The sequence below is a fragment of the Aeromicrobium sp. PE09-221 genome (assembly GCF_002174305.1).
Classification (GTDB): domain Bacteria; phylum Actinomycetota; class Actinomycetes; order Propionibacteriales; family Nocardioidaceae; genus Aeromicrobium.
The window spans coordinates 1-25,290 of record NZ_MIJB01000019.1 but is presented as its reverse complement, the minus strand read 5'-3'; the positions used below and the strand labels follow the sequence as shown (position 1 = coordinate 25,290).

Below are 25,290 nucleotides of genomic sequence, written 5' to 3'. Positions count from 1 at the left end.
CCCATAGGGCTTCGCACCGTAGAATCATGCCGTGGACGATGATCAGATCGACCTCCACGAGGTCAAGCAGCCCGCCGTGCGCGCCATCACCTGGATGGCGGTCGTCGGGGCCGCGATCGGCATCGCCTTCGGGTTGCTCGGGGCCACCGTGTTCACCGCGACCGGCATCACCGGTGCCGATCTTCCGCCGTTGACGGCCGAGCCCAGCCCGACCCCCACCGAGGAGGAGACCCCGACGGAGGAGCCGGAAGAGACCGACGAGGAGGAGCCCGCCACACCCGAACCGCAGCTGTTCGCCGAGCGCGATCAGGTCCCCCCGGGTCAGCGATTCGGTCTCAACGGCCTCATGCCCGGAGTCGATGAGGGCACCACCTTGCAGGTCCAGGTGCGCGACGGCGACGGACCGTGGGACGATTTCCCGGTCACGACGACCGTCGATGCCGAGGGACGCTTCGAGACCGTCGTCTACACATCCCGCACCGGCGAACGGAAGTTCCGGATGATCGTCGCCGGTGGCGAGGAGACCACCCCCGAGGTCACGGTGACGATCGGCTGATCAGATCGCGCCCGAAGACGAGCGTCACTCGGCGGCCGCGAGGACGCTCACCGGATCCCCCGTGGACGTCATGCCAGGCGGACTCGTTGCCCGGCGGACCGCGTCACGACAGCTGAGCCGTACGAGGGCATTCTCATCTGGACTGCTCGCTTCCCTCAAGCCTGACGCCGACGCAGCAGATACCGCTGCACCTTCCCGCTGGGGGTCTTCGGCAGCTCCTCGACCACATGGATCGTACGAGGGTAGGCGTGCTTGGAGTACTGTTCGCGCACCATGGACCGCAGTTCGTGCTCAAGCTCGGCGGACGCCTGCGTCCCGGGAGTGAGGACGACGAAGGCCTCCACGACCTCCCCGCGGATCCCCTCCGGATCGGGTCGGCCGACAACGGCCACGTCCGCGACGGCGGGATGCGTGCTCAGTACGCTCTCGACGTCGAACGGGCCGATCCGGTAACCCGCGGCGAGGATCACGTCGTCGTTGCGCGCGGTGAAGTAGTAGCGGCCGTCGTCATCCCGGCGCCCCATGTCCGACGTGCGGTACCAGCGCCCGTCCTCGTCGAACCGCTCCGCGGTCTTCTCCGGGTCATCCTGATATCCGGTGAACCACATCAGCGGGCTGGCGGGCACGTCGACGGCGATCTCCCCGTCCACGATGCCCATAGCGAACCCCGGCAGGGGCCGTCCCATGGAACCCGGCTCGGGCGGCTCGCGGAGATCCGGATGAGCGTGGTGGCAGATCACCATCCCGAGCTCCGTCTGCCCGTAGTGGTCGCGGACCTCTGTGCCCAGGGCCGTCGCCGACCATTCGAGGACATCAGGAGTGAGGGGCTCTCCTGCCGACGAGGCGCATCGCAGGGCAAGGCTCCGGTTGCCCTCGAACAGGCCCGATCTGCTCAGCGCCCGATACACCGTCGGGGCGGCGCAGAAGTTGGTCACCCCGAGCTCACTGATCACCTTATGCGTGGTCTTCGGGCTGAACGGAGCGTCGACGAGGACGGACGCCCGCCCGAGTGCCAGCGGTGCGATCACCGCGTAGTAGAGCCCGTAGGCCCATCCGGGATCGGCGGCGTTCCAATAGACATCGTGGCCACGAAGGTCCACCGAGTAGTGCATGTAGCTACAGAAGGAAGCGAGCGCTCGCAGCGGCACCGGAACTCCCTTGGGGGGTCCCGTCGTGCCGCTGGTGTACAGCTGGACGAGGATGCCGTCACCACCGATCGAGACGGTGTCTTGCCAGGGGCCGCTCTCCGCGACGAGCCGGTCCAGTTCCTCGCCAACCACCAGCGTCTCGACGGCGTCCAGTGGCTCGATCTTGGCCAGCTGCGACGGCTCGGTGATGACCAGCGATGCTCCGGAGGCCCGGACGCGCAGTTCGACCGCCCCGGTCGCGAAGGCGGTGAACAACGGCACATGCACCGCACCGAGCCTCCACAGGGCCAGCAGCGCCACGATGAGCTCCCTCCGCTTGGTCAGCAAGACGGGCACGCGGTCCCCCGGTGAGACGCCCCTCCGGTGGAGCACGGTCGCGAGTCTTCGCGACTCATCGGCCAGCTCACCGAAACGCAGCGTCTGCACATCGCAGATGCGCCCGTCGTCTCCCGGACGGACGAAGGTGAACGCGACCGCGCGTGGATCGTGCCGGTCGCACAGCAGCTCCGCGGCATCGGCGTCCTCAACGCCGTAGACCGACAACCATTCGTCGACGGCGCTCTGAGAGTCGTGATTCATCGGCTGTCCTCCCCGGTCGGACGGCTGCTCGCGAGGGCACGGATCACCTGCAGACCCTCCGGATCTATCAGGCCGTCGTGCCGGTGGAAGTTATTCGCGTGGCCGGTGAGGTGCAGCCCGAAGGCCGAATCGAGAGCGCTGTCGAGGCCCTGGGCCTTGACACCCGCGTTCACACTGGCCTTCGCGAGCCGGAGCCCGTATGCCGGCATGGCTCTGATCTTGCGGGCCAGGCTCAGCGCGACACCGGCAAGCTGCTCATCGGGCACGACACGATTCACCATGCCGAGCCGGTACGCGTCCGTTGCGGTCATGGGCTCTCCGGTGAAGAGCATCTCCTTGGCCCTACGGGGGCCGACCTCCCATCCGTGGGCGAAGTACTCACCCCCGTTCAACCCGAACGCGACGACGGGATCGGAGAACAGCGCGGACTCGCCGGCGACGATGAGGTCCATGGGCCAGATCAGCATCAGACCTCCGGCGATGCAACGGCCCTGTACCTGAGCGATCGTCGGCTTGGGCAGGTCCCTCCACCGTCGGCACATCCCCAGGTAGACCTCGCATTCGAAGGCGTGGCGTCCTTCGACGCCGTCGGCGGCGAAGCCGCCCTCAAGCGATGCCACCGGAGGCCCCGGCGGCATCGGATGCTCCTCGCGGACGTCATGGCCCGAGGAGAAGTCCGGCCCCTCCGCGGAGAGGATGATGACCTTCACCTCCGTGTCCTGTGCGGCCTCCATGAATGCCGCGTCCAGCTCGTACAGGAGCTGGGTGTTCTGTGCATTGCGCTGTTGTGGGCGATTGAGGACGATCCGGGCGATGCCGGACTCGGGCTTCTCGTATCGCACAGAGGGGGTGCTCATGCGCTCGCCTCCTTCTTCCCGTACTGCTCCTTGAGCCTGCGTTTGAAGAGCTTGCCGGTGTCCTCGCGGGGGAGCTCATCGACGATGACGACCTCGCGTGGGACCTTGTAGCGCGCCAGATGCTCGGCGACATGAGCGCGGACGGCCTCGGCGTCGATCCGGGCTCCGGGCAGGACCTGGACATGGGCGACGAGTGCCTCCCCCATCTCGGGGTCGGACACGCCGAAGACGGCGGCATCGGCCACCGCCGGCATGGTCGACAGACATGCTTCGATCTCGGCCGGGTAGATGTTGACTCCCCCCGAGACCACCATGTCGTTGAGCCGATCGGTCAGGTAGAGGTATCCGTCGTCGTCGAGGCGGCCGATGTCGCCCAGGGTGAGATAGCCGTCGGACTCCATGCGACGACGTTTCTCGTCGTCATCGATATAGGTGAAGTCCGGCCATCCGGTGAAGGTCCTGCCGTAGATGATGCCGTCGGTGTTCGGCGGCACGCTCCGGCCCGACTCGTCCAGGACCTTGATGTCGGCGTCCAGGATCGGCTTGCCGACCGTTCCCGGCCGGGCGAGCGCCTCCTGGGCGTCGCATGCCGTCCACGCGCCGATCTCGGAGCCGCCGTAGTACTCGTGGACGATCGGCCCGAGCCAGGCGATCACGGCTTCTTTCAGGTCCGGAGGGCACGGGGCTCCGGCCACGACCAATGAGTGCAGAGAGGCCGTCGAGTACCGCGCACGCGTCGACTCCGGGAGCTGCAACAGCCTCCTGAACATCGTCGGCACCATGTGAGCGGTGTTGACCTGATGCTCTTGGACTGATCGAAGGAAGCCCTCCGCGTCGAAGCGCGGCATGATCACGATCGACATCCCCAACGCCGCGGCGAAGCTCGTATACACATTGGGTGCCGAGTGGTAGAGCGGAGCCGGGACGATCGTCGTCTCCGCGGTCCGCAGGTGGTAGAGCTCCGCGATGCTTTTCAGGGTGGTGGGGAGCACATCCGGTGCGATCGGATCCCGCAACACCCCCTTCGCCAGACCGGTGGTACCGGAGGTGTAGATGACGCTCATCGGCGCGGGCGGCGCCGGCTCCGACCACGGCTCCTGCCGATACCAGTCGGAGAGGACCGCGTGATGCCCTGTGAGCGGCTGTTCGCCCAGGCCGTACGCATCGCGGACCGCTTCTGGGACCTCCGCCTCCACGAGCATGAGCCCTTCTGGGCCCTGCGATTCGAGATGAGGAATAAGATCGGTATGCCCGACGGCGAGTGTCGCCCCGCTGTTGTGCAACACGTGCTTCAGGTCGTCACCGGTCCAGTGCCAGTTGACCGGCACCGGGGCGGCCCCGATCAGGGCGGTCGCCATGGTGAGCTCCAGGAAGCCGATCTCATTGCGCAGGTAGATGACCACCCGGTCGCCATGCCGGATCCCGGCTCGATGCATCCCGGTGGCCAGCCGGGCGGCATGCTCCTTGACATCGGCGAGGGGAATACGGACATCACCGCATTGCACATACGGATCGTCGCTCATGGAAGCCTCCTGTTCTGCCGAGACGGCACGGGTCGCTCAGTGGAAATCGGCCGGAACGGGGACGAAGTCGACGCGCGTGGCCCATTCCTGGATCGCACGGCCGAGGACCTCGTCGAAGGACTCGCCCTCGATCATCGCGATACGTTCGACATCCGCGAGCACGGCGGGGGGCATGTCATCGATGCTGAACCCCTCGTACTCAGCCCATTTCTGAGTCATGTTGCGGAACTGCCGGGTGGTGTAGGGAGCGCCGATCACATTGGCGGGGTCGGCCATGGCCTCCTCGGAGGTGATGAACTCGATACCGTGACGGAGCAGTTCTCCGCACACCCGTTCGATGGTGGCGCCCGCCACGGCCGTCCCATGGATGAGCAGCAGCTGCGGAGGGATGCGGCCGATCGCCGTGCGCGCGGCCGTGGCCTGACGGCGGATCTGATCGATGGCCGTTTCCACGAGGAGATCCTCGACCTTGGCCATCGCCTCGCGGTCGTTCAGTGCGATGGCCCGGTGGTAGGCCGCCATGAACTGAGCGTCGTAGAACCAGCAGGTCACCGGATTGGAGAGGAAGCCGGTCTTGGTGAGATGGGTCTGGACCTGGACGGTCTTCTCGACCTGGTCTCCTTCCATCCCGAAGGAGTACCTGAAGTAGCGCGAGGGCGAGGCGTCGATCCAGCGCCGCAGGATCTTCTCACTGGCCTCGACGTCGCGGAGGTAGGTGTCGACATCGAGCCAATTGAGACTGATGTGCTGGTGCGTGTGGTTGCCGACGTAGTGGCCGGCCGCCATCCAGTCGTCGAGGACGTCGAGATACTCGGGATGATCGTCGGCGGGCGCCGTGCTGTTGAAGGCGTAGACACCCGGGACCGAGTGTTCGGCGAAGGCGCCGATCATGGCCTTCGCGATGCGTGCGGGACCATATCCGGCCGGAAACGGGATCCCGGTCCACTGGAACTGGTCATCGACCGTGAACGCGACCTTGAGGCCGTCCAGCGGATCCGCGGCGTTCGTCTCGGTTGCAGCTGACATGACGTGCTCCTTCGAGTAGGCGTGTGATCATGCTCAGCGTGGCTCCGGCGAAGGACAATATGCCCCCAGGCCACCTCGCTGTGTGGTGTGACCACAGTCACATTCAGGGCTGGACGGCTCCCTCCGCCGTCGGCCATAGTGGGCGTCATGACCGCCCCCTCCGGAGACGAGAGAAGTGCCACCTCTCGCCCTTTCGCCGCCTGGCTCGACCACCACGGTCATGCGCATTTCGGCGACCTCGCCGAGCGACTGTGGAATGAGATCCCCGAGCTGCGGTCGAGCCCGGAAGGCACGAGCGACGCACTGCGCGACTCGATCGTCTCGCACCTGCCGGGCATGCAGGCCTTCCTCGCAGGTGGCGAGAAGGGCTTCTCACTCCCCGAGGCGGCGCGCGCCTTCGCCGGCTCCATGGCACGGTCGGGGACCCCGCTCTCCGCGCTTCTGCGCTCGTACGAGGTCGGCCACGGTGCGATCTGGAACGCGTTCACCGACCATCTCCGCTCCTGCCGGCACCTGGGATTCGCCGAACGAGCGGAGGCGCTGGAGACCGGATCGGTGCTTCTCTTCACGTACATGCAGTCCATGACCGGAGAGACCATCGCCGAGTACAACCGTGTCCGCGACACGGTGCTGCGCGAACGGAACTCCCGCAAGAACGAGATCGTTCGAGCCGTGCTGTCGGGCGAGGGCGATCCGAACGATCTCCAGCAGTTTCTCGGCTATCACCTCGAGGGGACCCACATCGGCTACGTCGCGTGGTGCTCCAAGGCGAGCGGCGATCCGCAGCCGGCCGAGCGGGTCAGGCGCGTGCTCAATCCCTATCTCAGCCAACACCTCGCGGTCCTCGAGGACCCGCACACCGTTCACGGGTGGTTCACCCCACGCGGCCCCACCGATGACGCGCAGCTCACCGGACTCTCGCTGCCCTCGGAAATCGGGCTCGCGCTCGGAGCCCCCCGTCGCGGCGTCGAAGGCTTCCGCCAGACTCATCAGGAGGCGGTACTCTGTGCCGGCCTGAACTCGGCCCGCGCCGGACGTACGATCCGCTTCCCCGATGTCGCCGTCCAGGTCCTCGCCACCCAGAACAGCGAGCTCGCCCGCCGCTTCCAGGAGGACCATCTGGGCCCCCTGTTACGCCATCAGGACCGGGACCGGTTGCTGCCGACCCTGCATCATTTCCTGGCGACCATGGGCAGCCCGAGCCGGTCGTCTCGGCGCTTGGGGATCCACTCCAACACGGTCGCGCAGCGGATCCAGCGGATCGAGGTCATCCTCTGCGCGCCGGTCGACCCCGCCGACCTCAATCTCCGTGTCGCTCTCGAGCTGACGCCTGCTCTCGACGACGCGTGAGCGCTCCGTCAGCTCCGGGCCCGTCAGATCACCTGATGCAGCCAACGCACCGGAGCGCCGTCGCCGGCGTGCCGGAACGGCTCCAGCGCGGCGTCCCACTGTGCCCCGAGCAGTCCGTCGAGCGCCTCGTCCATGCAGACTTCACCCGTCGCGGCCTTCGCGCGGAACGCCCTGATGCGGTCCTCAGGGATCATCAGATCGCCGTGGACGCCGACGACGGCGTGGAAGATGCCCAGCTCGGGGGTGAAGGAGTACCGGGCTCCCTCGCTGCCGGCTGTGGGCTCCTCGGTGACCTCATAGCGCAGCAGGTCCCAGCCACGCAGCGCCGACGCGAGCGCCGCCCCGGTGCCGACGGCGGCCTGCCAGGACAGCTCGGCGCGGTAGGTGCCGGGCTCGGCCGGCTGAGCGGACCAGGCGAGGTCGACACGGTCGCCCAGCACATTCGCCGCCGCCCACTCGACGTGCGGGCACATGGCCGATGGCGCAGAATGCACGAAAAGCACACCCCGGGTGATCGGGGCGTCTGACGATATCGACTTCATGCGGTACCTCCCTAGGGTCGCCTTCCCCAGCGTCCTACGGGTTCGTACCACCTTCATTGTGACCCATCCCCCGCGATGCGACAAGAGAGGACCCCACGATGAGCCTTGTACGACACGTTCCGGAGGCCTCGCGCTTCGAGCTCTGGAAGGACGACGAGCTGGCCGGCTATGTCGACTACGTCCGGCGGGGCGATGTCTGGGAGCTGCCGCACACGCGCATCTTCGACCACTTCGGAGGCCGTGGTCTGGGGCACGTCCTGGTGGTGGAAACGTTGGAGCAGATCGCCGCCACCGGGGGCTCGGTGCGTCCGACGTGCCCGTTCATTCCGCAGGTGATGGTGGGGCGTCCCGATCTCGTGGCCCTCGTTCCCGCCGGCGAGCGGCCCCGCTACGGGCTCTGAGCGGACTCGACGCGGGCATCGTGCACCTCGGCGATGCCGCTCTCACGCCAGAGGTCGAGGATCGCGTCGTGGTTCTCCCAAGCTGCCACCGGACGAAAGCCGTCCTCTCGGACGTGCCCCAGCAGTTCGGCCTTGACCACTGCCGCCGGGCGGAAGTCACTCGAGTACCGCAGGTAGAGCCCGTCATAAGGGATCTCGTGGGACACGAGCCAGTCCATCGTCAGGTCCCGCCAGATGAACTCCCGTGAGGACACGATCACCACAGCACGTCCCTCCCGATGCGCCGCACGCGCGGCTTCCGCCACCACAGGATCCGCCGGGCATCTCGCCGATGCGGCATGGAAGGCGCGGTAGTCGGGTTCGTCACCGGTGACCAGATGCTCGATCGAGCGGGTGTCGCAGAGGGTGCCGTCGAGATCGAAGAGCACGGCGGGACGCGATTCCGACATCGGCTAGTCGGCCTTTCTCTCGGGCTGGACGGGGATGCCGAACTTCGCCAACGACTCGCGCGCTCGCTCCTGGGCTCGTTCGTCCGGGGAGTTCAGCGCGATATCGCGCAAGACCTCGATGGCATCAGGCAGACTCGCCTCGATCTTCGCCCGCAGGTCGCCCTTGGCACGCCATCCCCAGCCCACGAGCGAAGCCTAAACCGTGTGCCCCGATCCCGCGCGCACGATGCCGTGGGCCATACTGAACTCCAGGCCGGGGTGAGACGGCCCGATAGTTCTCGCCACGGGGAGTTAGCTCAGCCGGTTAGAGCAGAGGACTCATAATCCTTGGGTCGCGGGTTCGAGCCCCGCACTCCCTACTCGGTCGATCGAGACCTGAGCGGTGGCCTCGCGAAGGGTTCCCCTGCCCCGTAGCGTGGGTCCATGAGCGATGACGCGTTGACCCCCGTGACCGAAGACTGGACGTCCGCGCTCGTGGTCGTGGCCCACCCCGACGATGTCGAGTTCGGTGCCGCGGCCGCGGTCGCGCGCTGGACGGGGCAGGGCAAGTCCGTCGTCTACTGCATGGTGACCAGCGGCGAGGCCGGCATCGACTCACTGCCTCCCGAGCAGTGCGGGCCCGTCCGCGAGGCCGAGCAGCGCGACTCCGCGGCCGTGGTCGGGGTCGAGACGGTCGACTTCCTGCGCTGGCGCGACGGTATCGTCGAGTTCGGGATCCCGCTGCGTGCCGCGATCGCCCGCGAGATCCGGCGTCATCGCCCCGAGATCGTCATCACCAACAACTTCCGTGACTCCTGGGGAGGCTCCGCACCCAATCAGGTCGATCACATCGCCGTCGGACAGGCGACACTGCACGCCTGTCAGGATGCCGGGAACCGCTGGATCCACACCGATCAGCTGACCGAGGAAGGCCTCGAGCCGTGGGGCGGGGTCCGCGAGGTCTGGGCCGCGGGTTCCCCCCGAGCCGAGCACGCGGTGGACACCACGGACACCTTCGATGCCGGGGTCGCGTCGCTCGCCGCCCACCGCGCCTATATCGAGGGGCTGGGCTGGGAGCAGTTCGATCCGGCCGAGTTCCTCGAGGGCATGTCCCGTGACGCGGGTCGCCGCCTCGGCGTGCGCCACGCCGCCACCTTCGAGGTGTTCCGCCTCAGCTTCGGCGAGTGATGCTGGCCGTCCACAGGCACGGTTCGGGACGGATGACAGATCATCCGATGGCGGGCACGGTGTGCACATGTCGCCCTACGCCCGCCGCGCGCTCGAAGCTCCCCCGCTGTCCGCCGAGGAGGAGAGGGAGCTTCTCGTCCGCTGCCGGGAGGGTGATCCACGTGCACGCCGCGTGCTGATCGAGACCGGACTGCGCTGGGTGGTACTGCACGCCTTGCGCCGTCGCGTGGGGCCGGAGGACTTCGACGATGCCGTGCAGGACGGCACCGCGGCGCTGATCCGAGCGGTGGACCGCTTCGACCCCGACCGCGGCACCCGGCTGGTCAGTTTCGCCTGGCCCTGGATCGACGGAGCGATGCGCCGGCCACCGCACCCCTCGCTGCTTCCCCTCGACGAGGTCTCCGAGCCCGCGACCACCGACGCCGGTGCACTCCACGACGCGCTCGACACCCTGAGCGAGTTCGATGCCCGCATCCTGAAAGATCGATTCGGCCTCGAACCCGGCTCCGATCCGAGGTCGCGGGCCGAGGTCGCGGCACGGCTCGGGCTCGCCGTCGCCGAGGTCCGACGACGCGAGGCCCGCGCGCTCGAACACCTCCGTCGGGAGTGGGCCGCCCCGGTGGTTGGGTCCCCAGGGCCGGACTGCTAGAGTCGTCACCGGTCGCTCCTCAAGGAGCCCATCCCCTGTAGCTCAATTGGCAGAGCATTCGGCTGTTAACCGGAGGGTTGTTGGTTCGAGTCCAACCGGGGGAGCCAGAACTCCGAAGGACCAGGGCAACCAGGCTCGTCGAGCCGGTTGCCCTTCTCTCTGTTTCCCCTACCGATGGTGCCTCAGCGTCCATCTGAGCAGACGGAGGGACGCTGGCTCACCGCCCACCGCCGAGAACGGACGCCGGCTCACCGCCCGCCCTGACGGGGGCGCTCGGTCAGGCCTGTTCCATCGCGCCGATGATCCGCTCGCGAAAGTCCCGCCGCTGCTGCTCGAGCGCCACCAGCTCACCGAACATCCGGTTGTACTGCTCGGACTCCTCCAGCGGATTGGTGCGTTGAAGCTTGGACTTGACCTCCACGATCCGTCGCGCGACGGTCAACTCCTGCAGGCGCGCCAGCACCGCCGCCACGACCGCCTGCGTCGAGCGCTCCGAGGAGTGGAGCGGCTCGGCCGCCGCGACGCCCAGGACCCGACCCAGACCCTCGTCGAGGCTATCGGCCAAGCCCGGCAGCCACCCGCTGTCCGGGCCGTCCGGCAGGCCCCGGGCCTCGATCCTGCGCCACAGCTCCTGCGCCACCGGATGGGTGAAGTCGTTCTCGCCGATATCGTCGGTGAGCTGCTTCGCGATATGCGGGAACTGCACGATCGCCTTGAGCGCCTCGCGCTCGTCGGCGAACTGCGGGGCTGCGAAGCTCGGTCCCGGAGGCGCCGCGGGGGCCGTCCGCGGTTCGGGGGCCGCCGCCGGGGCCGTCTTGCGCCCGCCAGTCGCCGCGGGCTTGGCCGAACGGAACTCCTGGCGCACCTGGTCGACATCGGCACCGACACGGCTGGCGATCTCCCGCAGGAACTCGTCGACCTTCGACTTGTCGCGGATCGCCGATGCCAGCTGGACCGACTCGCGGATGGCGTCGACGCGCTGGTCACCGCGGTCGAGGTCGTAACGGGTGAGGATATTGTCGAGCACGAAGCGGTAGAGCGGTACACGCGAGGCGACCAGCTCGCGGACGGCCGCGTCGCCATCGGCGAGGCGCAGATCGCACGGGTCCATGCCCCGCGGCTCGACGGCCACATAGGTCTGGCCCGCGAACTGCTCATCCCCCGAGAACGCCTTCATCGCGGCACGCTGTCCGGCCTCGTCACCATCGAAGGTGAAGACGATCTCGCCGTGGAAGGCGTCATGATCGAGCAGCAGCCGGCGCAGCACGCGGGCGTGATCCTCGCCGAAGGCCGTGCCGCAGGTCGCGACCGCCGTGGTGACGCCCGCCTGGTGACAGGCCATGACATCGGTGTACCCCTCGACGATGACCGCCTGACTGCGTGAGGAGATCTGCCGCCGGGCGAGGTCGATACCGTACAGCACCTGGCTCTTCTTGTAGATGGGCGACTCGGAGGTGTTGAGGTACTTGGCCTCGATGCGATCGTCCTCGAGCATCCGGCGGGCTCCGAAGCCGATGACCTCGCCGCTGATCTCCCGGATCGGCCAGAGCAGCCGTCCACGGAACTTGTCATAGAGCCCGCGCTGTCCACGTGCCGCGAGACCCCCGACGATGAGGTCCTCGTCGCTGAAGCCCTTGCCCTTGAGATGGCCGACGAGTGCCTCGCCACCGCGCGGCGCCCACCCCATCGCGAACATCTCCGCCGCCGCCCGGTCGAAACCCCGGTCGGTCACGAACTGCCGACCCGGTTGCGCCTCAGCGGACTGCATCAGCGCCTCGTGGTAGAACTCCCCCGCCAGCCGGTGTGCCTCCAGCAGCCGCTGGCGCTGACCAGGGTCGCGGCGCGGCCCGACCGGGGTGCCCTCGTCATACCGCAGTTGCACGCCGTATCGGCCCGCGAGTCGTTCGACGGCCTCGGCGAAGGACAACCCTTCGATCTCACGCAGGAACTTGATCGCATCGCCGCCCGCACCGCAACCGAAGCAGTAGTAAAAGCCCTGCGCCGGGCGAACATTGAAGGACGGCGTCTTCTCGTCGTGGAACGGGCAGAGCCCTTTGCGCGCTCCCCCGCCGGCATTGCGCAGGGTCACGTACTGCTCCACGACCTCGTCGATGCGCACCCGCTCACGGACGAGCTGGATATCCTCGTCCTTGATGAGCGCCATGCCCCGATACTAAGCCGTCACGAAAGGAGCCGATCGGCCCAACCCACAGCCGACAGATCGGTCAGGCTCGCGACCTGGTCGATCACCACGCGCAATCGGCCGGCATCGTCATCCGCGGCCTGGAAGTCTCCGACGAAGTCGGCATCGAGGTGTTTGTCGCCTGTGTTCACGAGTTCGGTCACGAGCGCCCCCAGGAGGTCGCGCTGCTCAGCGAGCAGCGCGGTGCGATCGGCGCTCATCATCACATGATGGGCGGCGATCGCCTTCAGGACGAGGATCTCGTCGACCGTCTCCTGCGGCAGCTCCAGATCGGCCTCGAAGCGCACTAACGGGCCATGCCCCCACCGGGCCGTGGTGGCACGCTGCGCGGCCACCGCGAAACGACCGATGAGCGCACTCGTGAGGCTCTTGATGACGGCGCGTGACGCCCGCCCGCCGTCGAAACGGGACGATGGCCACTCCGGCATCGCCTGCAGGCGCTCCAGCGCGGCGCCCAGCCGGTCGTCATCGGCACCCGGCTCGTACCAGTCACGCGCAACCGCGAAGACGCGAGGGAGGTCCAGGCCGCCGACGAGGTCGAACCAGCCTCCCACCACACCGTCCTCGACATCGTGCACCGAGTAGGCGATGTCATCGGAGAGATCCATGACCTGCGCCTCGATGGGACGGCGGAAACGCTCGGCCCCGGAACAGATCCAGTCGAAGACCTCGACATCATCGTCGTAGACGCCGAACTTCGGTCCGCCGTCCGGTGCCTCACCGCCTCGCCACGGGTATTTGACGCAGGCGCCGAGGGTGGCGCGGGTGAGGTTGAGCCCGACGCTGCGGCCATCAGCGGCGAAGGTCTTGGCCTCGAGCCGGGTGAGAAGCCGCAGAGTCTGGGCATTGCCCTCGAAACCGCCGATCTCGCTGGACACGGCGTTCAAGGCGGTCTCTCCATTGTGACCGAAGGGCGGGTGCCCGAGATCGTGGGACAGCGCGGCCGAGTCGACGATATCGGGATCGCAGCCCAGCGCCTTGCCCAGCTCGCGGGCGACTTGGGCGACCTCGAGCGAGTGGGTCAACCGATTGCGCACGAAGTCGTCGACACCGGCACCCAACACCTGGGTCTTGGCCGAGAGCCGCCGCAGCGCCGAGGAGTGCAGGATGCGCGCGCGATCACGCTCGAAGGGCGTGCGTCCTGGGCGTTTCGGGGCCTCGGCCACGAAACGCGCCCGCGCCTCGGGCCCATACCGCTCGCTCATCGCGCCGAGCCTATCGCGAGGTTCCCCCGAGACGATGTCGTCAGCTCACGTTCTCGCCGACGCGGCCCCGCGAGTGGTGCAAATTCGCCCTCATCAGGGCGTTTATAGGGCGAACTTGCACGACTCGGCACCTCGAGCGTAGATGCAGCGGGCCCGGTAACGTCGGCTCGCGTGATACGTGGAACGGGACGAGTGAGCAGCGTCGTCGGCCGGGCGCTGGCCGCGATGGCGATCGTGGTGTTCGTCGTCCTGGCGTTCGTGGTGGCGCCGTGGATGCTGATCTTCCTGTTCGCCCCGGGGCTGCTGTTCATCGGTGCCGGCGACAAGGAGAACCCCCTCGCCTGGCACGACGTCCGGCAGATCCTGATCCCGCCGCCGAACAACCGACTACTCGCGGGCCCGTCAGCTGCTGATCGACGGGCATCGCGCCTATCTCGCACGCATCGAGCCCGAACAAGAATCAACGCAGCCGTCAATCCCTCGCCGAGGTCACCAACGCCCGTTGCGGGGGCGGGGCTGACAGCGGGGGCACCAGTAGCTCGACCGGTTCATGAAGGAGTCGCGGCGCATCGGCGTGCCGCACCGGTCGCAGGGCTCGCCCTCGCGCCCGTAGGCGTGAAGCGATCGATCGAAATATCCGGATTGACCGTTGATGTTGACATATAAGGCATCGAAAGATGTGCCGCCCTGGTCCAGCGCATCGCCCATGACATCGCGCAGATGTCCCAGCAGGCCGTCGATCTCGCGAGTCCGCAGATGACGGGTGTTGCGGGCATAGTGCAGGGGCGTGCGCCACAGCGCCTCATCGGCATAGATATTGCCGACACCGGACACGAGCGTCTGGTCGAGCAGCGCCCTCTTGATGCCGGTCTCGCGTCGCCGCAGCCGTCGGGAGAACTCCGCCGCGTCGAAGAGCGGATCCAAGGGATCGCGGGCGATGTGCTCGATCTCATCAGGCAGCTCGGCACCACCGGTGCTCACCGCCAGCCCGCCGAAGATCCGCTGGTCCACGAAGCGCAGTTCATTGCCGTCGTCGAGACAGACCCGGACGCGCAGGTGGCGGGGCTCCGGGACATCCGGCGCGGAGATCAGCATCTGGCCGCTCATGCCCAGATGGGCCAGCAGTGCATCACCGTCGTCCAGCGGCAGCCACAGGTACTTGCCTCGGCGACGCGCCGCCCGCACCTGCTGCCCGCGCAGTCGGGCGATGAAGTCGTGGGGTCCGGGGCCGTGCCGGCGGACCGAGCGGGTGTCCAGCACGTCGACCGAGACGATCGTGCGACCGACGACATGATCGTCCAGCCCGCGGCGCACGACTTCGACCTCAGGAAGCTCCGGCATCGCTCATCTCGGCGGTGATGGCGCGCCAGGCGATCTCGGCCACCATCTGCTCGGCCTCCTTCTTGGAACGGCCTTCACCACCGTGGTAGACCCGATCGGTCATCACGACGCTCGCGGTGAACTTCTTGTCGTGGTCCGGGCCGGTGCCCTCGAGCTGGTAGACCGGCACGCCGAGCCCGTGGTCGGCGGCGACCTCCTGCAGCGAGGTCTTCCAGTCCAGCCCGGCACCGAGTGCCGCGGCATCGGCGATGACGGGTTCGAAGATCGTGCGGATGACCTCGGCGACGCGTTCGATGCCGAAGGCCAGGAAGATCGCCCCGATCACGGCTTCCATCGTGTCGGAGAGGATCGACGGCTTGTCTCGTCCGCCGGTGGTCTCCTCGCCCCTGCCGAGCAACAGGTGCTCACCGAGACCGAGGGTCCGCGCCACCTCGGCGAGGGCCTTGGCACTCACCACCGCGGCACGGAGCTTGGCCAGCTGCCCCTCGGGCAGATCGGGATGGCGCCGGAAGATCATCTCCGTGACGACGAACCCCAACACCGAGTCGCCCAGGAACTCCAAGCGCTCGTTATTGGGGACGTTGCCGTTCTCGTACGCGTACGAGCGATGTGTCAGGGCATGCTGCAGGAGCCCGGGGTCCAGATCGGGGACCCCGAGGACATCACGCAGCGAATCGGTCACGTGGACCAGTTCAGAGCACCTGACGACGCTCGCCACGCGCGCCGTACTGGCCGCACTCGGCGCAGGCGCGGTGCGGGACCACCCGGGCGTTGCACGCCGGGTTGGCGCACTCGACCGTCCGCACGATGCTGGCCTTCCAGGCCGAACGGCGGTGACGGGTGTTGCTGCGCGACATCTTCCGCTTCGGGACAGCCACGATTACTCCTCAGTTTGCTCGGTCAGTCGGGTCAGCGCCGACCATCGGGGGTCGATCGCCTCGCCGTGTGTGTGATCGGGATCGTCCGCGAGGCGTGCCCCGCATTCAGGGCACAATCCCGGACACTCCGGATCACACAACGGGTTGTGCGGCAGTGCGAGCACCACCGCGTCGGTCAGCACGGGCTCGAGGTCGAGCAGGTCGCCCTCGAGGGCCAGTTCGTCCTCCCCCGGATCGTCGTAGAGGTACAGCTCCTGGACGTCGACATCGAGATCCTCCTCGACATCGTCCAGGCACCGCACGCACTCGCCGACCGCGTGAGCGGACGCCGTGCCGGTGGCCAAGACTCCGTCCATCACCGCTTCGAGACGAAGCTCGAGCTCGATGGGCGACCCCTCGGGGACACCGAACACGTCCAGGCCGAGACCTGTCGGCGCCTCGATGGTGCGGGTGTACGTCTTCTCGGTACCGGGGCGACGCCCCAGTGCCTGGGTGTCGAACACCAAGGGACCCGAAGACACGGACATTCCTTCATCGAGAGCACAACAGAACACGGCCTGCGAACAGGCCGACGACCATCGTACCGCGAGGGCCCTCACGACCACCAATCGGCTCGCACCGGCCGAAGAGCCCTCCACCGGAGCGGTGAGTTACGCACCACTCGCCCGGGCGCGGCGGTGGGATACGCACCTCTCGTGACGTTCGAGAGGTGCGTATCCCACCGCCCACGAGAAGGAGACGTGCGTATCTCACCGCCCCACGGGCGCCTACCACCCTGGGCGGGCTCGCACCGGCCGAACTGTCGGTGGCTCGCTCCACCATGGACCCATGCCCCCGGCACTCCCCGACGACGATATCGGCATCCTGCACGCCGATCTCGACGCCTTCTACGCCTCGGTAGAGCAGCGGGACGAGCCCGCGCTCCGCGGACGGCCCGTCGTCGTCGGAGGCGGTGTGGTGCTCGCCGCGAGCTACGAGGCCAAGGCCCTCGGCATCCGTACCACCATGCCGGGACGCCAGGCGCTGCGCCTGTGCCCGAACCTGGTCGTGCGTCCTCCCCGCTTCGCCGCGTACAGCGAGGCGAGCGCGGCGGTCTTCGCGATCTTCCACGACATCACCCCCGTGGTCGAGGCGCTGTCGATCGACGAGGCCTTCCTCGATGTCAGCGGGCTGCGCCGCCTGACCGGCCGCCCGCTCACGATCGCCGGCACACTCCGCTCCCGAGTCCAGGACGAGGTCGGCCTCCCGATCTCGGTCGGGATCGCCCGCACCAAGTACCTGGCCAAGGTCGCCAGCGCACTCTCCAAGCCTCACGGCCTGCTCGTGGTGCCCGCCGCGGAGGAGCGGCGCTTCCTGCACGCCTTGCCCGTGGAACGGCTGTGGGGTGTCGGCCGGGTGACGAGCGGCGCGCTGCACCGCGCCGGCTGGTCGACCGTGGCCGACCTCGCCCACGCGGACCCGTCCGCCGTGGAGGCCGTCATCGGTGCCTCGGCTGCCCGCCATCTGCTCGACCTCGCACATGGCCGCGACGCGCGGCGGGTCGATCCTCACGTCAGCCGGCGGTCGATCGGGGCGCAGCATGCCCTCGGCCGCGCGACCCGGTCCCTGGCCGAGGTCGATGCCGCCCTCCTCGAGCTCGTCGACCGCGTCGCGCGTCGGCTGCGGCGGGCACGGCGCACCGCACGGACCGTCACACTGCGCCTCCGCTTCGGGGACTTCCGCCGGTCGACCAGCTCCGCGACGCTGTCAGTGCCCACCCAGGAGACGAGCGAGCTGCTCACCACGGCACGGCGCCTGCTGCTGACGCGCGGGGCGGACATCGCGCGGGAGGGACTCACGCTGGTTGGTATCGCGCTCAGCGGTCTCGACGATCACGGAGAGCAACTGGCGCTGCCCTTCGAGGACCGCGAACCCGGCCGGCTCGACGCCGCGGTGGACGCCGTGCACGAACGCTTCGGGTCAGGGGCGCTGCGACGAGCGGTTCACGTGCGGGAGTAGGCCTCGTTCAGCGCCTTCAGCACATGCGGCGGCACCAGGGCGGCGACATCGCCGCCGTGCTTGGCGACCTCCTTGACCAGGCTCGAGGACACGAAGGAGTTCTCGGTGGCGGTCGCCAGGAACACCGTCTCCACCTCGGTGAGGTGGTGGTTCATGTGCGCCATCGGCAGCTCGTAGTCGAAATCGGTCGAGGCGCGCAGGCCCTTGATGATCGCGGAGATCCCGTTGCCGGCGCAGTAGTCCACCAGCAGCCCGCCGAAGGTGTCGACCACGACATTGTCCAGGTCGGCGACCGCCTCGCGCAGCAGCTCGACACGTCGGTCGAGGTCGAACAGGCCCTTCTTGGACTCGTTGACCAGCACCGCGACGACCACCTCGTCGAAGAGCGCGGATGCCCGGCGGAAGATGTCGAGGTGACCATTGGTCACGGGGTCGAAGGAACCGGGGCAGACCACCTTCGTCATGCCGGCACCTGCCCAAAAGACCCGCGATACGCAGATGCCCATACGACATCCTGGACTCTAGGTCGCTGGCGCTCGCTCATGTCAGCGACCGTACCAAAGCCGGGTCTCGCCATAGGCCTTGTCCCGCACAGCGGCCCACCCATCGGGCCACTCCCAGGGCGCATCGCGCGATGACCGTTCGACGACCACGAGCGAGTCCTCGGTGCGCCACGTCCCGATCTCGAGGGTCGCGACGATGTCACGCAGCGTTTCGGCCGCCATCGCATAAGGCGGATCGACGAAGACGAGGTCGTACGGGGCCGCCGGGGGCGTCAGGACGAAGCGCTCGGCGGCCATCCTATGCACCCGCGCGGAGGCAGCACCGAGCTCGCGGACATTGCGGACCACCAGACCCGCCGTCTTGGCGTGGGACTCCACCAGATCGGCCGACTCGGCACCACGGGAGAGAGCCTCGAGGGCCAACGCCCCCGACCCGGCGAAGAGGTCCAGCACCCGCACCCCCTCCCAGCCGCCGAGCTCGGAGGCCAGCGAGGAGAACATCGCCTCCCGGACGCGGTCGGTGGTGGGGCGGGTGTTCTGACCGCCCGGCGTTGCGAGCCGGCGGCCGCCCCAGCGCCCGGCGATGACGCGGGTCATGTGCGCTCCAGGTAGTCGGCCTGCTGGCTGGCTTCGAGCTCGTCGACGATGCGCCGCAGTGCGGGGAGCCCGCTCAGCTCGGGATCCTGCTCGACGACCCGGACCGCCAGATCACGTGCCTCGGCGATCACGCGCTCGTGTCGGACGACCGAGAGCAGTTTGAGGCTCGACCGCCCTCCCGACTGCCTGGCACCCAGGACATCGCCCTCGCGTCGCAGATCGATGTCGAACTGAGCGATGCGGAACCCGTCGGTGGTGGACGCCACGGCATCGAGACGCTCCCTCGCGAGGGTGTCGCCCGCCGTATCGGTCACCAACAGGCACAGTCCCGCGTGCTCACCGCGACCGATACGTCCACGGAGCTGGTGGAGCTGGGACAAGCCGAAGCGATCGGCATCGAGCACCACCATGACCGTGGCATTGGGGACATCGACCCCGACCTCGATCACCGTGGTGGCGACGAGGACATCTGTCTCCCCCGCCGCGAAGGCCGCCATCTGAGCATCCTTCTCGTCGGCGGGCATGCGCCCGTGCAGCATCGCCAGCCGCAACCCGGCGAGCGGACCCTCGCTCAGCGCCGCGAAGACGTCGACGAGCGCCGCCGGCTGTGCCGCAGCGGGGTCGGCGGAGGAGGCGGTCTCGCCATCGCCGATCCGCGTGGTGACCACATAGGCCTGACGGCCCTTCTCGACCTCCTCACGGATCCGCTGCCAGGCCCGGTCGAGCCAGGACGGGTGCTCCGCAAGAGAGATCACCGTGGTCTGGATCGGCTGCCGTCCGCGCGGCAGCTCCCGCAGGGTCGAGGTCTCCAGATCACCGAAGACCGTCATCGCCACCGTGCGCGGGATCGGTGTGGCCGTCATGACCAGGACATGTGGTGTGACCTCGGCACGATCGACGAGGACGGCACGCTGCTCGACCCCGAATCGATGCTGCTCGTCGACCACGAGCAGACCCAGCTCCGCGAAATCGACGCCCTCCTGCAGGAGGGCGTGCGTGCCGATCACGATCCCGGCCTCACCGGAGATGACGTCCAGCAGCGTCTCCTTGCGCGCCTTAGCCCCCATCGCCCCGGTCAGCAGCCGCACGCGGGTCGCTCCTTCCACGCCGTCGAGCATGCCGCCCTTGGCGAGATCGCCGAGCTGCTCGGTGATGCTGTGGAAGTGCTGGGTCGCGAGCACCTCGGTGGGCGCCAGCAGGGCAGCCTGCGCACCGGCATCGACCACCTGGAGCATCGCGATGAGCGAGACGACGGTCTTGCCGGATCCGACCTCGCCCTGCAGGAGGCGGTGCATCGGGTGGGGGCGCGCCAGATCCTGGCTGATATCGGCGACGACGCTCTTCTGCCCATCGGTCAGCTCGAATCCCAGCCGGTCGATGAAGCGGTCCGCCAGCCCTCCGGCCTTCCAGCCGCGGGAGATCGCGGTCTCGGTGTCGAAGGCGTGGCGGCGACGGGCGAAGACCGTCTGCAGCGCGAAGGCCTCGTCGAAACGCAACCGCTGCTGCGCCGTGTACCACTGGCCCTTGCCGCGCGGTTGATGGATCCAGTGGAGGGCCGTCGTGGAGTCGGGCCAGCCGCGGACCTCGGCGAACTCGCCGGGCAAGGGGTCCGGCAGGGGGTCGAGCACCGCGAGCACCGTGTCGATCGTGCGCTCGAGCTCCCAGGAGCTGATCGATGCGGTGGCCGGGTACACCGGGATGATGCCGCGCTGGAAGCTCGCATTGTCGTCGCCGAGCTCGCGGATGACCGGATGGGTCAGCTGGGGCTGACCGCGATACTCCCCCACCACGCCCGCGAACAGTTGCCGCGATCCCACCTCGGTGCGTTTGGCGATCCAGCGCTGGTTGAAGAAGGTCGCGTTCAGATACTGGCGCCCATCGGTGATGCGCACCTGCGTGCGGGTCTTGCGACCACCCGGCCCGAAGGGGATGTTCTTGACGTCCACGACCTGGGCGACGAAGGTGACGTACTGCCCCACTTCCAGGTCTGCGAAGGAATCGATCTGCTCCAGGTCGACGTAGCGGCGTGGATAGTGTGTGAGCAGGTCGCCCACGGTCTCCATGCCGAAGGTCTTGGACAGTTTGTCCGCCGAGGCCTTGCCGACGACGGGCCCCAACCGGGTATCGAGATCGACCATCACTCCACCGCGACGAAGAGGGTGTACTTCTCCTGGCCGCCGTCGTGGACGATGACGTCGACATGGGGATGCTCGGCCGCGAGATGATCCTGGAGGTGCGAGACGAGCTCCTCCGGGCACCCCTCGCCCACGACGAGGGTGACCATGTCGGCACCGGCGGAGTCCAGCCGGGCGAGCACCTCGCGGGCCACCGCCAGTTGATCCTGACCCACCACCGCGAAGTCGCCCCCGACGATCCCGAGCACATCGCCCACCTCGCAGGGGCCGGCCATCGTGATGCCGGACTCGTTGGCGATCGTCACCGCCCCATGCTTGGCGTGCGCCGCGGCGGCAGACATCGTGACGACATCGTCGTCGAAGTCACGACCGGGATCGTGCACGGCCAGCGCCGCGAGGGCCTGGACCTGAGCGTGGGTGGGCAGGACGGCCACCCGCACCCCCGCGTCGCGGAGCTCCTTGGCGGCAGCCTCGAAGGGCCGGATGTGCCCGCTGCGGTTCGGCAAGACGATGACCTCCTCGGCATCGAGGATATGCATCGCCTGTGACATCTGTGCGGTGGTGAGCGGGCGTCCGGCACTGAACTCGACGGCGACGGCCCCCGCCCCCCGGGTCAGCTCCGCGAGGCCCGCACCGGTGACGGCGCTGACGACGACGCGTCGCCGCGTCGCGTGGTCCGCGCGGCGCATCTGCTCACCGAAGTGAGTCACCTGGATGCGGTGGGGACGTCCGGCGGCGATACCGGCCTCGATCGCCGCCCCCACATCGTCGACGTGGACGTGGACATTCCAGAGCCCCTCCCCACCGACGATCACCAGCGAGTCTCCGAACGAGGTGAGCGTCTCGCGCAATCCGTCGACAGCCTCGGCGGAGGCGTCCAGGAGGTACATGACCTCGTAGCCCGGGCCGTCCCCGCCGCCATGGTCGACCGCGGCCGCCGGAGCCGGAGCAGTCACCGGATCAGTGACGGCGAGGGGCGTCCGGCCCGAGATGACACGGGCGGTGGCGTCCAGGATCACGACGAGCGCGCGGCCGCCGGCGTCGACGACGCCCGCGCGCGCGAGAAGCTCCATCTGCCCAGGGGTGGCCGCAAGCGCCTCGCGCGCGGCATCGGCCGCGACCTCGACGACCTGGCGAGGACTGCATCCGGCGTCAGCGGATCGGGCGGCGCCGTCAGCCGCCGCCCTCGCCACGGTCAGGATCGTGCCCTCCTGGGGGTCGCCGACGGCCGCGTACGCTGCCGCGGCGGCCGCACCGAACGCCCCCGCGAGCCCACGCGGCGTCACCGTCTCGTGCTGGACCAGGGCCTCCAGGCAGGCACGCAGCAGCTCCGCGACGATCACGCCGCTGTTGCCGCGGGCATCGACCAACACCGCTCGCGCGTAGGCCCGCGCCGCCTCTTCGGCGGAGGCATCGACGGCCACGGCCTCGAGAGCATCACAGCCGGCCTGCAGGGTCAGATAGACATTGGTCCCGGTGTCGCTGTCAGGCACCGGGAAGACATTGAGGGCATCGATCTCCGAGCGCACAGACGCGACCGACTGGGCGCACGCGACCGCCCAATGGCGCAGACGCGGCGGGTCGAGCGAGAGCGGCATGCACCGAGGTTAGCGGGCGATTCGCGTCCCGTGTGCACCGTCGGCTATCCTAGAGAGGTTGTCTGCCGATCTCATGTCGCGCAGGCGCCGATTTTCGACAGTCATCAACGAGATTTCAGGAGTGGTCGCTGTGGCAGCGGTCTGTGATGTGTGCGGTAAGGGCCCCGGGTTCGGCCACAACGTCTCGCACTCGCACCGGCGCACGAAGCGTCGTTTCGACCCGAACATCCAGCGCGTGCGCGCCGTCGTCGACGGAACGCCGACGCGGCTGAACGCCTGCACCGGCTGCATCAAGGCTGGCAAGGTCACTCGCTGACCCCACCCGGTCTCCCGGTGAGACGAGAACGGCGATCGCACCTCGCGATCGCCGTTTCTGTTCTATCGTCGGGCACATGCCTGACCGTATCCACGCCTTCACCGACGATGCCCTCGGCGATCTCGATGCCGTCGGCCTCGCTGCCGCCCTCCGCGTTGGGGATCTGAGTCCTCGGGAGGCCGCCGAAGCCGCCAGCGCACGGGTCGATGCCCTCGTCGAACTCTCTCCCGTCGCCTTCGACGACCGGGAGCGCGGCGTCAAGAGGGCGGTCGATGCTCCGTGGCGCGCGGACGCCCCCTTCGCCGGTGTCCCGACGTATATCAAGAACAACACCGCCTTCGCCGGCATCCCCACGCGGCATGGGTCGGCGGCCACCCCGCGTCGCGCGGAGCTGGCGAACGAGCCGTTCACCGAGCAGTTCCTCTCCACCGGACTAAACGTGCTGGGCGCATCGACCCTGCCCGCCTTCGGCCTGACGGCGACCACCGAGTTCGACGACGGCCCGCCGACTCGCAATCCCTGGAATCCGGAGTACTCTTGCGGAGCCTCTTCCGGCGGAGCGGCGGTGCTCGTCGCGGGCGGAGCGGTGCCGATCGCGCACGCCAACGACGGCGGGGGCTCGATCCGCATCCCGGCGGCCGCGTGCGGGCTGGTGGGCTTGAAGCCGACGCGCGACCGCCTCGTCAAGGCCGCCCAGGCACAGGGAATGCCCGTCGATCTGATCTCCAATGGCGTGGTGACCCGCACCGTCCGCGACACGGCGCATTTCCTGGCCGCCGCCGAACGTCATCGTCCCACGACGCGCATGCCCTTCCTCGGTCTCGTCGAGGGGCCCTCCGAGCGACGTCTGCGCATCGGCCTGATCGACACCCCCATCACCGGCAACCGACTCGATGTCGACACCGCGCGAGCTCTCGACGAGACCGTCGAACTGCTGACGGATCTCGGCCACGACGTGGTACCCGTGCCGCTGCCGGTGGACCGCTCCTTCATCGGGCACTTCACCCACTACTGGAGCATGCTCGCCTTTGCGATCGCCAAGAACGGCAAGAAGATGTTCGGAACCGCCTTCGAACCGGCCGAGCTCGATCCGTTCACCATCGGCCTCGCGCGGGGCTTCCTGCGCAATGCCTGGCGCACGCCTGGAGCGATTGCCGCCCTCTCCCGCAGCGCGAAGCGCTATCACCGGGCCTTCGACCGGGTCGATGTGATCTGCTCGCCCACCCTGGCGCACACCACGCCGCGTATCGGCTATCTGGACCCGGCCGGGGAGTTCGAGCAGATCTTCGACCGGCTGGTGCACTATGTCGCGTTCACGCCGCTCAACAACGCCGCCGGCGGGCCCGCGATCAGCCTGCCCCTCGCCCAGAGCTCGGAGGGACTCCCCATCGGCATCCACTTTTCCGCCGATCACGCCAACGAGCGCACCCTGCTCGAACTGGCCTACGAGCTCGAGGCCGCCGAACCCTTCGCCCGCATCCAGGACTGAGACACGCCTCGCGATCGTCGCGAGCGGCTCCGCCCATGGCGGCAGCCCGTCGACCTTTCCCACCCACCGGCACCAGATATTCCCAGATGAGTCAGAGCACGCCCCGGGGGCGGAACTGGACGCTGATGCGGGGGCCGGCACGCGCCGTCTTGAGGACGGCGTGCTCCCAGGTGCGCTGGCACGATCCGCCCATGACGAGCAGATCCCCGTGGCCGACCGTGTAGCCGAGCTGCGGACCTCCCCCGCGGGGGCGCAGGCTCAGCCGGCGGTGCTCGCCCAGCGAGAGGATGGCGACCATCGTGTCCTCGTGCGCGCCGCGGCCGATGCGATCGCCGTGCCAGGCGACCGAGTCCCGACCGTCGCGGTAGTAGCAGAGCCCGGCGGTCGCGAAGGTCTCACCGAGCTCGTCGGCATAGTGGGCACTCAGCATCTCGCGGCATTCGACCAGCACCGGATCGGGCAACTCATCGTTCTCGCGGTAGTGGCACAGGAGACGTGGCACGTCGACGACGCGCTCGTACATCTCGCGCCGCTCGGCACGCCACGGCACCGCCTGCTGCAATGTCGCGAAGAGCTGATCGGCCCCGCTCAGCCAGCCGTACCGCAGATCGACCCAGGCCCCGCGGTCGAGCTCCACCCGCTCCACCGAGGACCCGAGCTCGCCGACGGACACCTCGGGCGCCCCGTCCAATAGCGACCCCTGGAACCACATGTCGCCATCGTACGCCTGATCGAACAGATGTTCTAACGTGGCGGAGCCCGTTGAGTGTGACGTATGGA

Annotated in this window: 26 protein-coding genes and 2 tRNA genes; 10 read left to right on the top strand and 18 right to left on the bottom strand. The window is 68.4% G+C overall.

The window, feature by feature from the left end:
• The first annotated feature begins 31 nt into the window (after positions 1 to 31).
• Positions 32 to 556, top strand: coding sequence for a hypothetical protein (locus BHE97_RS10135; RefSeq protein WP_087623920.1), 525 nt, complete (start codon positions 32 to 34; stop codon positions 554 to 556).
• 155 nt (positions 557 to 711) lie between these two features.
• On the opposite strand, the gene BHE97_RS10130 is transcribed toward BHE97_RS10135, so the two are convergent.
• Genes BHE97_RS10130 through BHE97_RS10115 form a run of 4 tightly spaced genes read right to left on the bottom strand, consistent with a single transcriptional unit; the run spans position 712 to position 5,689 of the window.
• On the bottom strand, positions 712 to 2,283 hold the full coding sequence (locus tag BHE97_RS10130; RefSeq protein ID WP_087623919.1) for an AMP-binding protein: 1,572 nt from the start codon (positions 2,281 to 2,283) through the stop codon (positions 712 to 714).
• Positions 2,280 to 3,140 carry an enoyl-CoA hydratase gene (locus BHE97_RS10125; RefSeq protein ID WP_087623918.1) on the bottom strand — a complete coding sequence of 287 codons (861 nt, stop codon included), beginning with the start codon at positions 3,138 to 3,140 and terminating at the stop codon, positions 2,280 to 2,282. Before BHE97_RS10125 ends, BHE97_RS10130 begins: the two co-directional genes overlap by 4 nt.
• Positions 3,137 to 4,663, bottom strand: coding sequence for an AMP-binding protein (locus BHE97_RS10120; RefSeq protein WP_087623917.1), 1,527 nt, complete (start codon positions 4,661 to 4,663; stop codon positions 3,137 to 3,139). Before BHE97_RS10120 ends, BHE97_RS10125 begins: the two co-directional genes overlap by 4 nt.
• Before the next feature lie 36 nt (positions 4,664 to 4,699).
• Positions 4,700 to 5,689 carry a polysaccharide deacetylase family protein gene (locus BHE97_RS10115; protein WP_087623916.1) on the bottom strand — a complete coding sequence of 330 codons (990 nt, stop codon included), beginning with the start codon at positions 5,687 to 5,689 and terminating at the stop codon, positions 4,700 to 4,702.
• A gap of 147 nt (positions 5,690 to 5,836) precedes the next feature.
• Here BHE97_RS10115 and BHE97_RS10110 point away from each other — a divergent pair, with 147 nt between their 5' ends.
• Complete coding sequence (locus BHE97_RS10110) at positions 5,837 to 7,039, top strand: helix-turn-helix domain-containing protein (RefSeq protein WP_087623915.1); 1,203 nt, start codon at positions 5,837 to 5,839, stop codon at positions 7,037 to 7,039.
• Positions 7,040 to 7,062: 23 nt separating this feature from the next.
• On the opposite strand, the gene BHE97_RS10105 is transcribed toward BHE97_RS10110, so the two are convergent.
• Positions 7,063 to 7,581, bottom strand: coding sequence for a DUF3145 domain-containing protein (locus BHE97_RS10105; protein ID WP_087623914.1), 519 nt, complete (start codon positions 7,579 to 7,581; stop codon positions 7,063 to 7,065).
• A gap of 98 nt (positions 7,582 to 7,679) precedes the next feature.
• Between BHE97_RS10105 and BHE97_RS10100 the strand changes: the two genes are divergently transcribed.
• Positions 7,680 to 7,982 (top strand): GNAT family N-acetyltransferase, encoded by a 303-nt coding sequence (locus BHE97_RS10100; RefSeq protein ID WP_087623913.1) that lies wholly within the window; start codon positions 7,680 to 7,682, stop codon positions 7,980 to 7,982.
• Here the strand turns inward: BHE97_RS10100 and BHE97_RS10095 are convergent.
• Both BHE97_RS10095 and BHE97_RS10090 read right to left on the bottom strand, forming a co-directional pair.
• Positions 7,970 to 8,431, bottom strand: coding sequence for a hypothetical protein (locus BHE97_RS10095; RefSeq protein WP_087623912.1), 462 nt, complete (start codon positions 8,429 to 8,431; stop codon positions 7,970 to 7,972). The two genes, BHE97_RS10100 and BHE97_RS10095, sit on opposite strands and share 13 nt — an antisense overlap.
• A gap of 3 nt (positions 8,432 to 8,434) precedes the next feature.
• Positions 8,435 to 8,617: a hypothetical protein gene (locus BHE97_RS10090; protein ID WP_087623911.1), complete on the bottom strand. Its 183-nt coding sequence runs from the start codon at positions 8,615 to 8,617 to the stop codon at positions 8,435 to 8,437.
• Positions 8,618 to 8,716: 99 nt separating this feature from the next.
• Between BHE97_RS10090 and BHE97_RS10085 the strand changes: the two genes are divergently transcribed.
• From BHE97_RS10085 to BHE97_RS10070, 4 genes are all read left to right on the top strand, one after another.
• Positions 8,717 to 8,790 (top strand) — tRNA-Met (locus BHE97_RS10085).
• A 64-nt stretch (positions 8,791 to 8,854) separates the two neighbouring features.
• On the top strand, positions 8,855 to 9,598 hold the full coding sequence (locus tag BHE97_RS10080; protein WP_087623910.1) for a PIG-L deacetylase family protein: 744 nt from the start codon (positions 8,855 to 8,857) through the stop codon (positions 9,596 to 9,598).
• A 67-nt stretch (positions 9,599 to 9,665) separates the two neighbouring features.
• Positions 9,666 to 10,247: a sigma factor gene (locus tag BHE97_RS10075; RefSeq protein WP_087623909.1), complete on the top strand. Its 582-nt coding sequence runs from the start codon at positions 9,666 to 9,668 to the stop codon at positions 10,245 to 10,247.
• 31 nt (positions 10,248 to 10,278) lie between these two features.
• Positions 10,279 to 10,354, top strand: a tRNA-Asn gene (locus BHE97_RS10070).
• Between the two features lie 170 nt (positions 10,355 to 10,524).
• Here BHE97_RS10070 and dnaG read toward each other — a convergent pair.
• From dnaG to BHE97_RS10040, 6 genes are all read right to left on the bottom strand, one after another.
• Positions 10,525 to 12,411, bottom strand: coding sequence for a DNA primase (dnaG, locus tag BHE97_RS10065; RefSeq protein ID WP_087623908.1), 1,887 nt, complete (start codon positions 12,409 to 12,411; stop codon positions 10,525 to 10,527).
• A 17-nt stretch (positions 12,412 to 12,428) separates the two neighbouring features.
• Positions 12,429 to 13,655, bottom strand: a complete 1,227-nt coding sequence (locus BHE97_RS10060) for a deoxyguanosinetriphosphate triphosphohydrolase (protein WP_087623907.1) — start codon at positions 13,653 to 13,655, stop codon at positions 12,429 to 12,431.
• 489 nt (positions 13,656 to 14,144) lie between these two features.
• Positions 14,145 to 14,996 carry a bifunctional DNA-formamidopyrimidine glycosylase/DNA-(apurinic or apyrimidinic site) lyase gene (gene mutM / locus BHE97_RS10055; RefSeq protein WP_087623906.1) on the bottom strand — a complete coding sequence of 284 codons (852 nt, stop codon included), beginning with the start codon at positions 14,994 to 14,996 and terminating at the stop codon, positions 14,145 to 14,147.
• A complete protein-coding gene (gene rnc, locus BHE97_RS10050) occupies positions 14,980 to 15,678 on the bottom strand; it encodes a ribonuclease III (protein ID WP_236757630.1) in 699 nt (232 codons plus the stop codon). The genes mutM and rnc overlap by 17 nt, the downstream gene beginning before the upstream one ends.
• 10 nt (positions 15,679 to 15,688) lie before the next feature.
• Positions 15,689 to 15,874 carry a 50S ribosomal protein L32 gene (rpmF, locus tag BHE97_RS10045; RefSeq protein WP_087623905.1) on the bottom strand — a complete coding sequence of 62 codons (186 nt, stop codon included), beginning with the start codon at positions 15,872 to 15,874 and terminating at the stop codon, positions 15,689 to 15,691.
• A 2-nt stretch (positions 15,875 to 15,876) separates the two neighbouring features.
• Entirely contained in the window at positions 15,877 to 16,401 is a 525-nt protein-coding gene (locus tag BHE97_RS10040; protein ID WP_087623904.1) for a YceD family protein, read from the bottom strand.
• Positions 16,402 to 16,702: 301 nt separating this feature from the next.
• Between BHE97_RS10040 and dinB the strand changes: the two genes are divergently transcribed.
• Positions 16,703 to 17,872 (top strand): DNA polymerase IV, encoded by a 1,170-nt coding sequence (dinB, locus tag BHE97_RS10035; RefSeq protein WP_087623903.1) that lies wholly within the window; start codon positions 16,703 to 16,705, stop codon positions 17,870 to 17,872.
• Here the strand turns inward: dinB and coaD are convergent.
• The 4 genes from coaD to BHE97_RS10015 all read right to left on the bottom strand — a co-directional run bounded on the left by coaD (position 17,857) and on the right by BHE97_RS10015 (position 22,705).
• Positions 17,857 to 18,336 carry a pantetheine-phosphate adenylyltransferase gene (gene coaD, locus BHE97_RS10030; protein ID WP_087623902.1) on the bottom strand — a complete coding sequence of 160 codons (480 nt, stop codon included), beginning with the start codon at positions 18,334 to 18,336 and terminating at the stop codon, positions 17,857 to 17,859. The genes dinB and coaD overlap by 16 nt on opposite strands.
• A gap of 81 nt (positions 18,337 to 18,417) precedes the next feature.
• The gene (gene rsmD, locus BHE97_RS10025; protein WP_087623901.1) at positions 18,418 to 18,972 is read right to left on the bottom strand and encodes a 16S rRNA (guanine(966)-N(2))-methyltransferase RsmD; all 555 of its coding nucleotides are present in this window, start codon (positions 18,970 to 18,972) and stop codon (positions 18,418 to 18,420) included.
• A complete protein-coding gene (recG, locus tag BHE97_RS10020) occupies positions 18,969 to 21,110 on the bottom strand; it encodes an ATP-dependent DNA helicase RecG (protein ID WP_087623900.1) in 2,142 nt (713 codons plus the stop codon). Before recG ends, rsmD begins: the two co-directional genes overlap by 4 nt.
• Positions 21,110 to 22,705 carry a DAK2 domain-containing protein gene (locus BHE97_RS10015; protein WP_087623899.1) on the bottom strand — a complete coding sequence of 532 codons (1,596 nt, stop codon included), beginning with the start codon at positions 22,703 to 22,705 and terminating at the stop codon, positions 21,110 to 21,112. The genes recG and BHE97_RS10015 overlap by 1 nt, the downstream gene beginning before the upstream one ends.
• A gap of 130 nt (positions 22,706 to 22,835) precedes the next feature.
• On the opposite strand from BHE97_RS10015, the gene rpmB reads away from it, so the two are divergent.
• On the top strand, positions 22,836 to 23,021 hold the full coding sequence (rpmB, locus tag BHE97_RS10010; protein ID WP_087624033.1) for a 50S ribosomal protein L28: 186 nt from the start codon (positions 22,836 to 22,838) through the stop codon (positions 23,019 to 23,021).
• A 76-nt stretch (positions 23,022 to 23,097) separates the two neighbouring features.
• Complete coding sequence (locus BHE97_RS10005) at positions 23,098 to 24,510, top strand: amidase (protein WP_087623898.1); 1,413 nt, start codon at positions 23,098 to 23,100, stop codon at positions 24,508 to 24,510.
• A gap of 91 nt (positions 24,511 to 24,601) precedes the next feature.
• Here the strand turns inward: BHE97_RS10005 and BHE97_RS10000 are convergent, their stop codons facing one another.
• On the bottom strand, positions 24,602 to 25,222 hold the full coding sequence (locus tag BHE97_RS10000; protein WP_087623897.1) for an alpha-ketoglutarate-dependent dioxygenase AlkB: 621 nt from the start codon (positions 25,220 to 25,222) through the stop codon (positions 24,602 to 24,604).
• Positions 25,223 to 25,290: the final 68 nt, after the last annotated feature.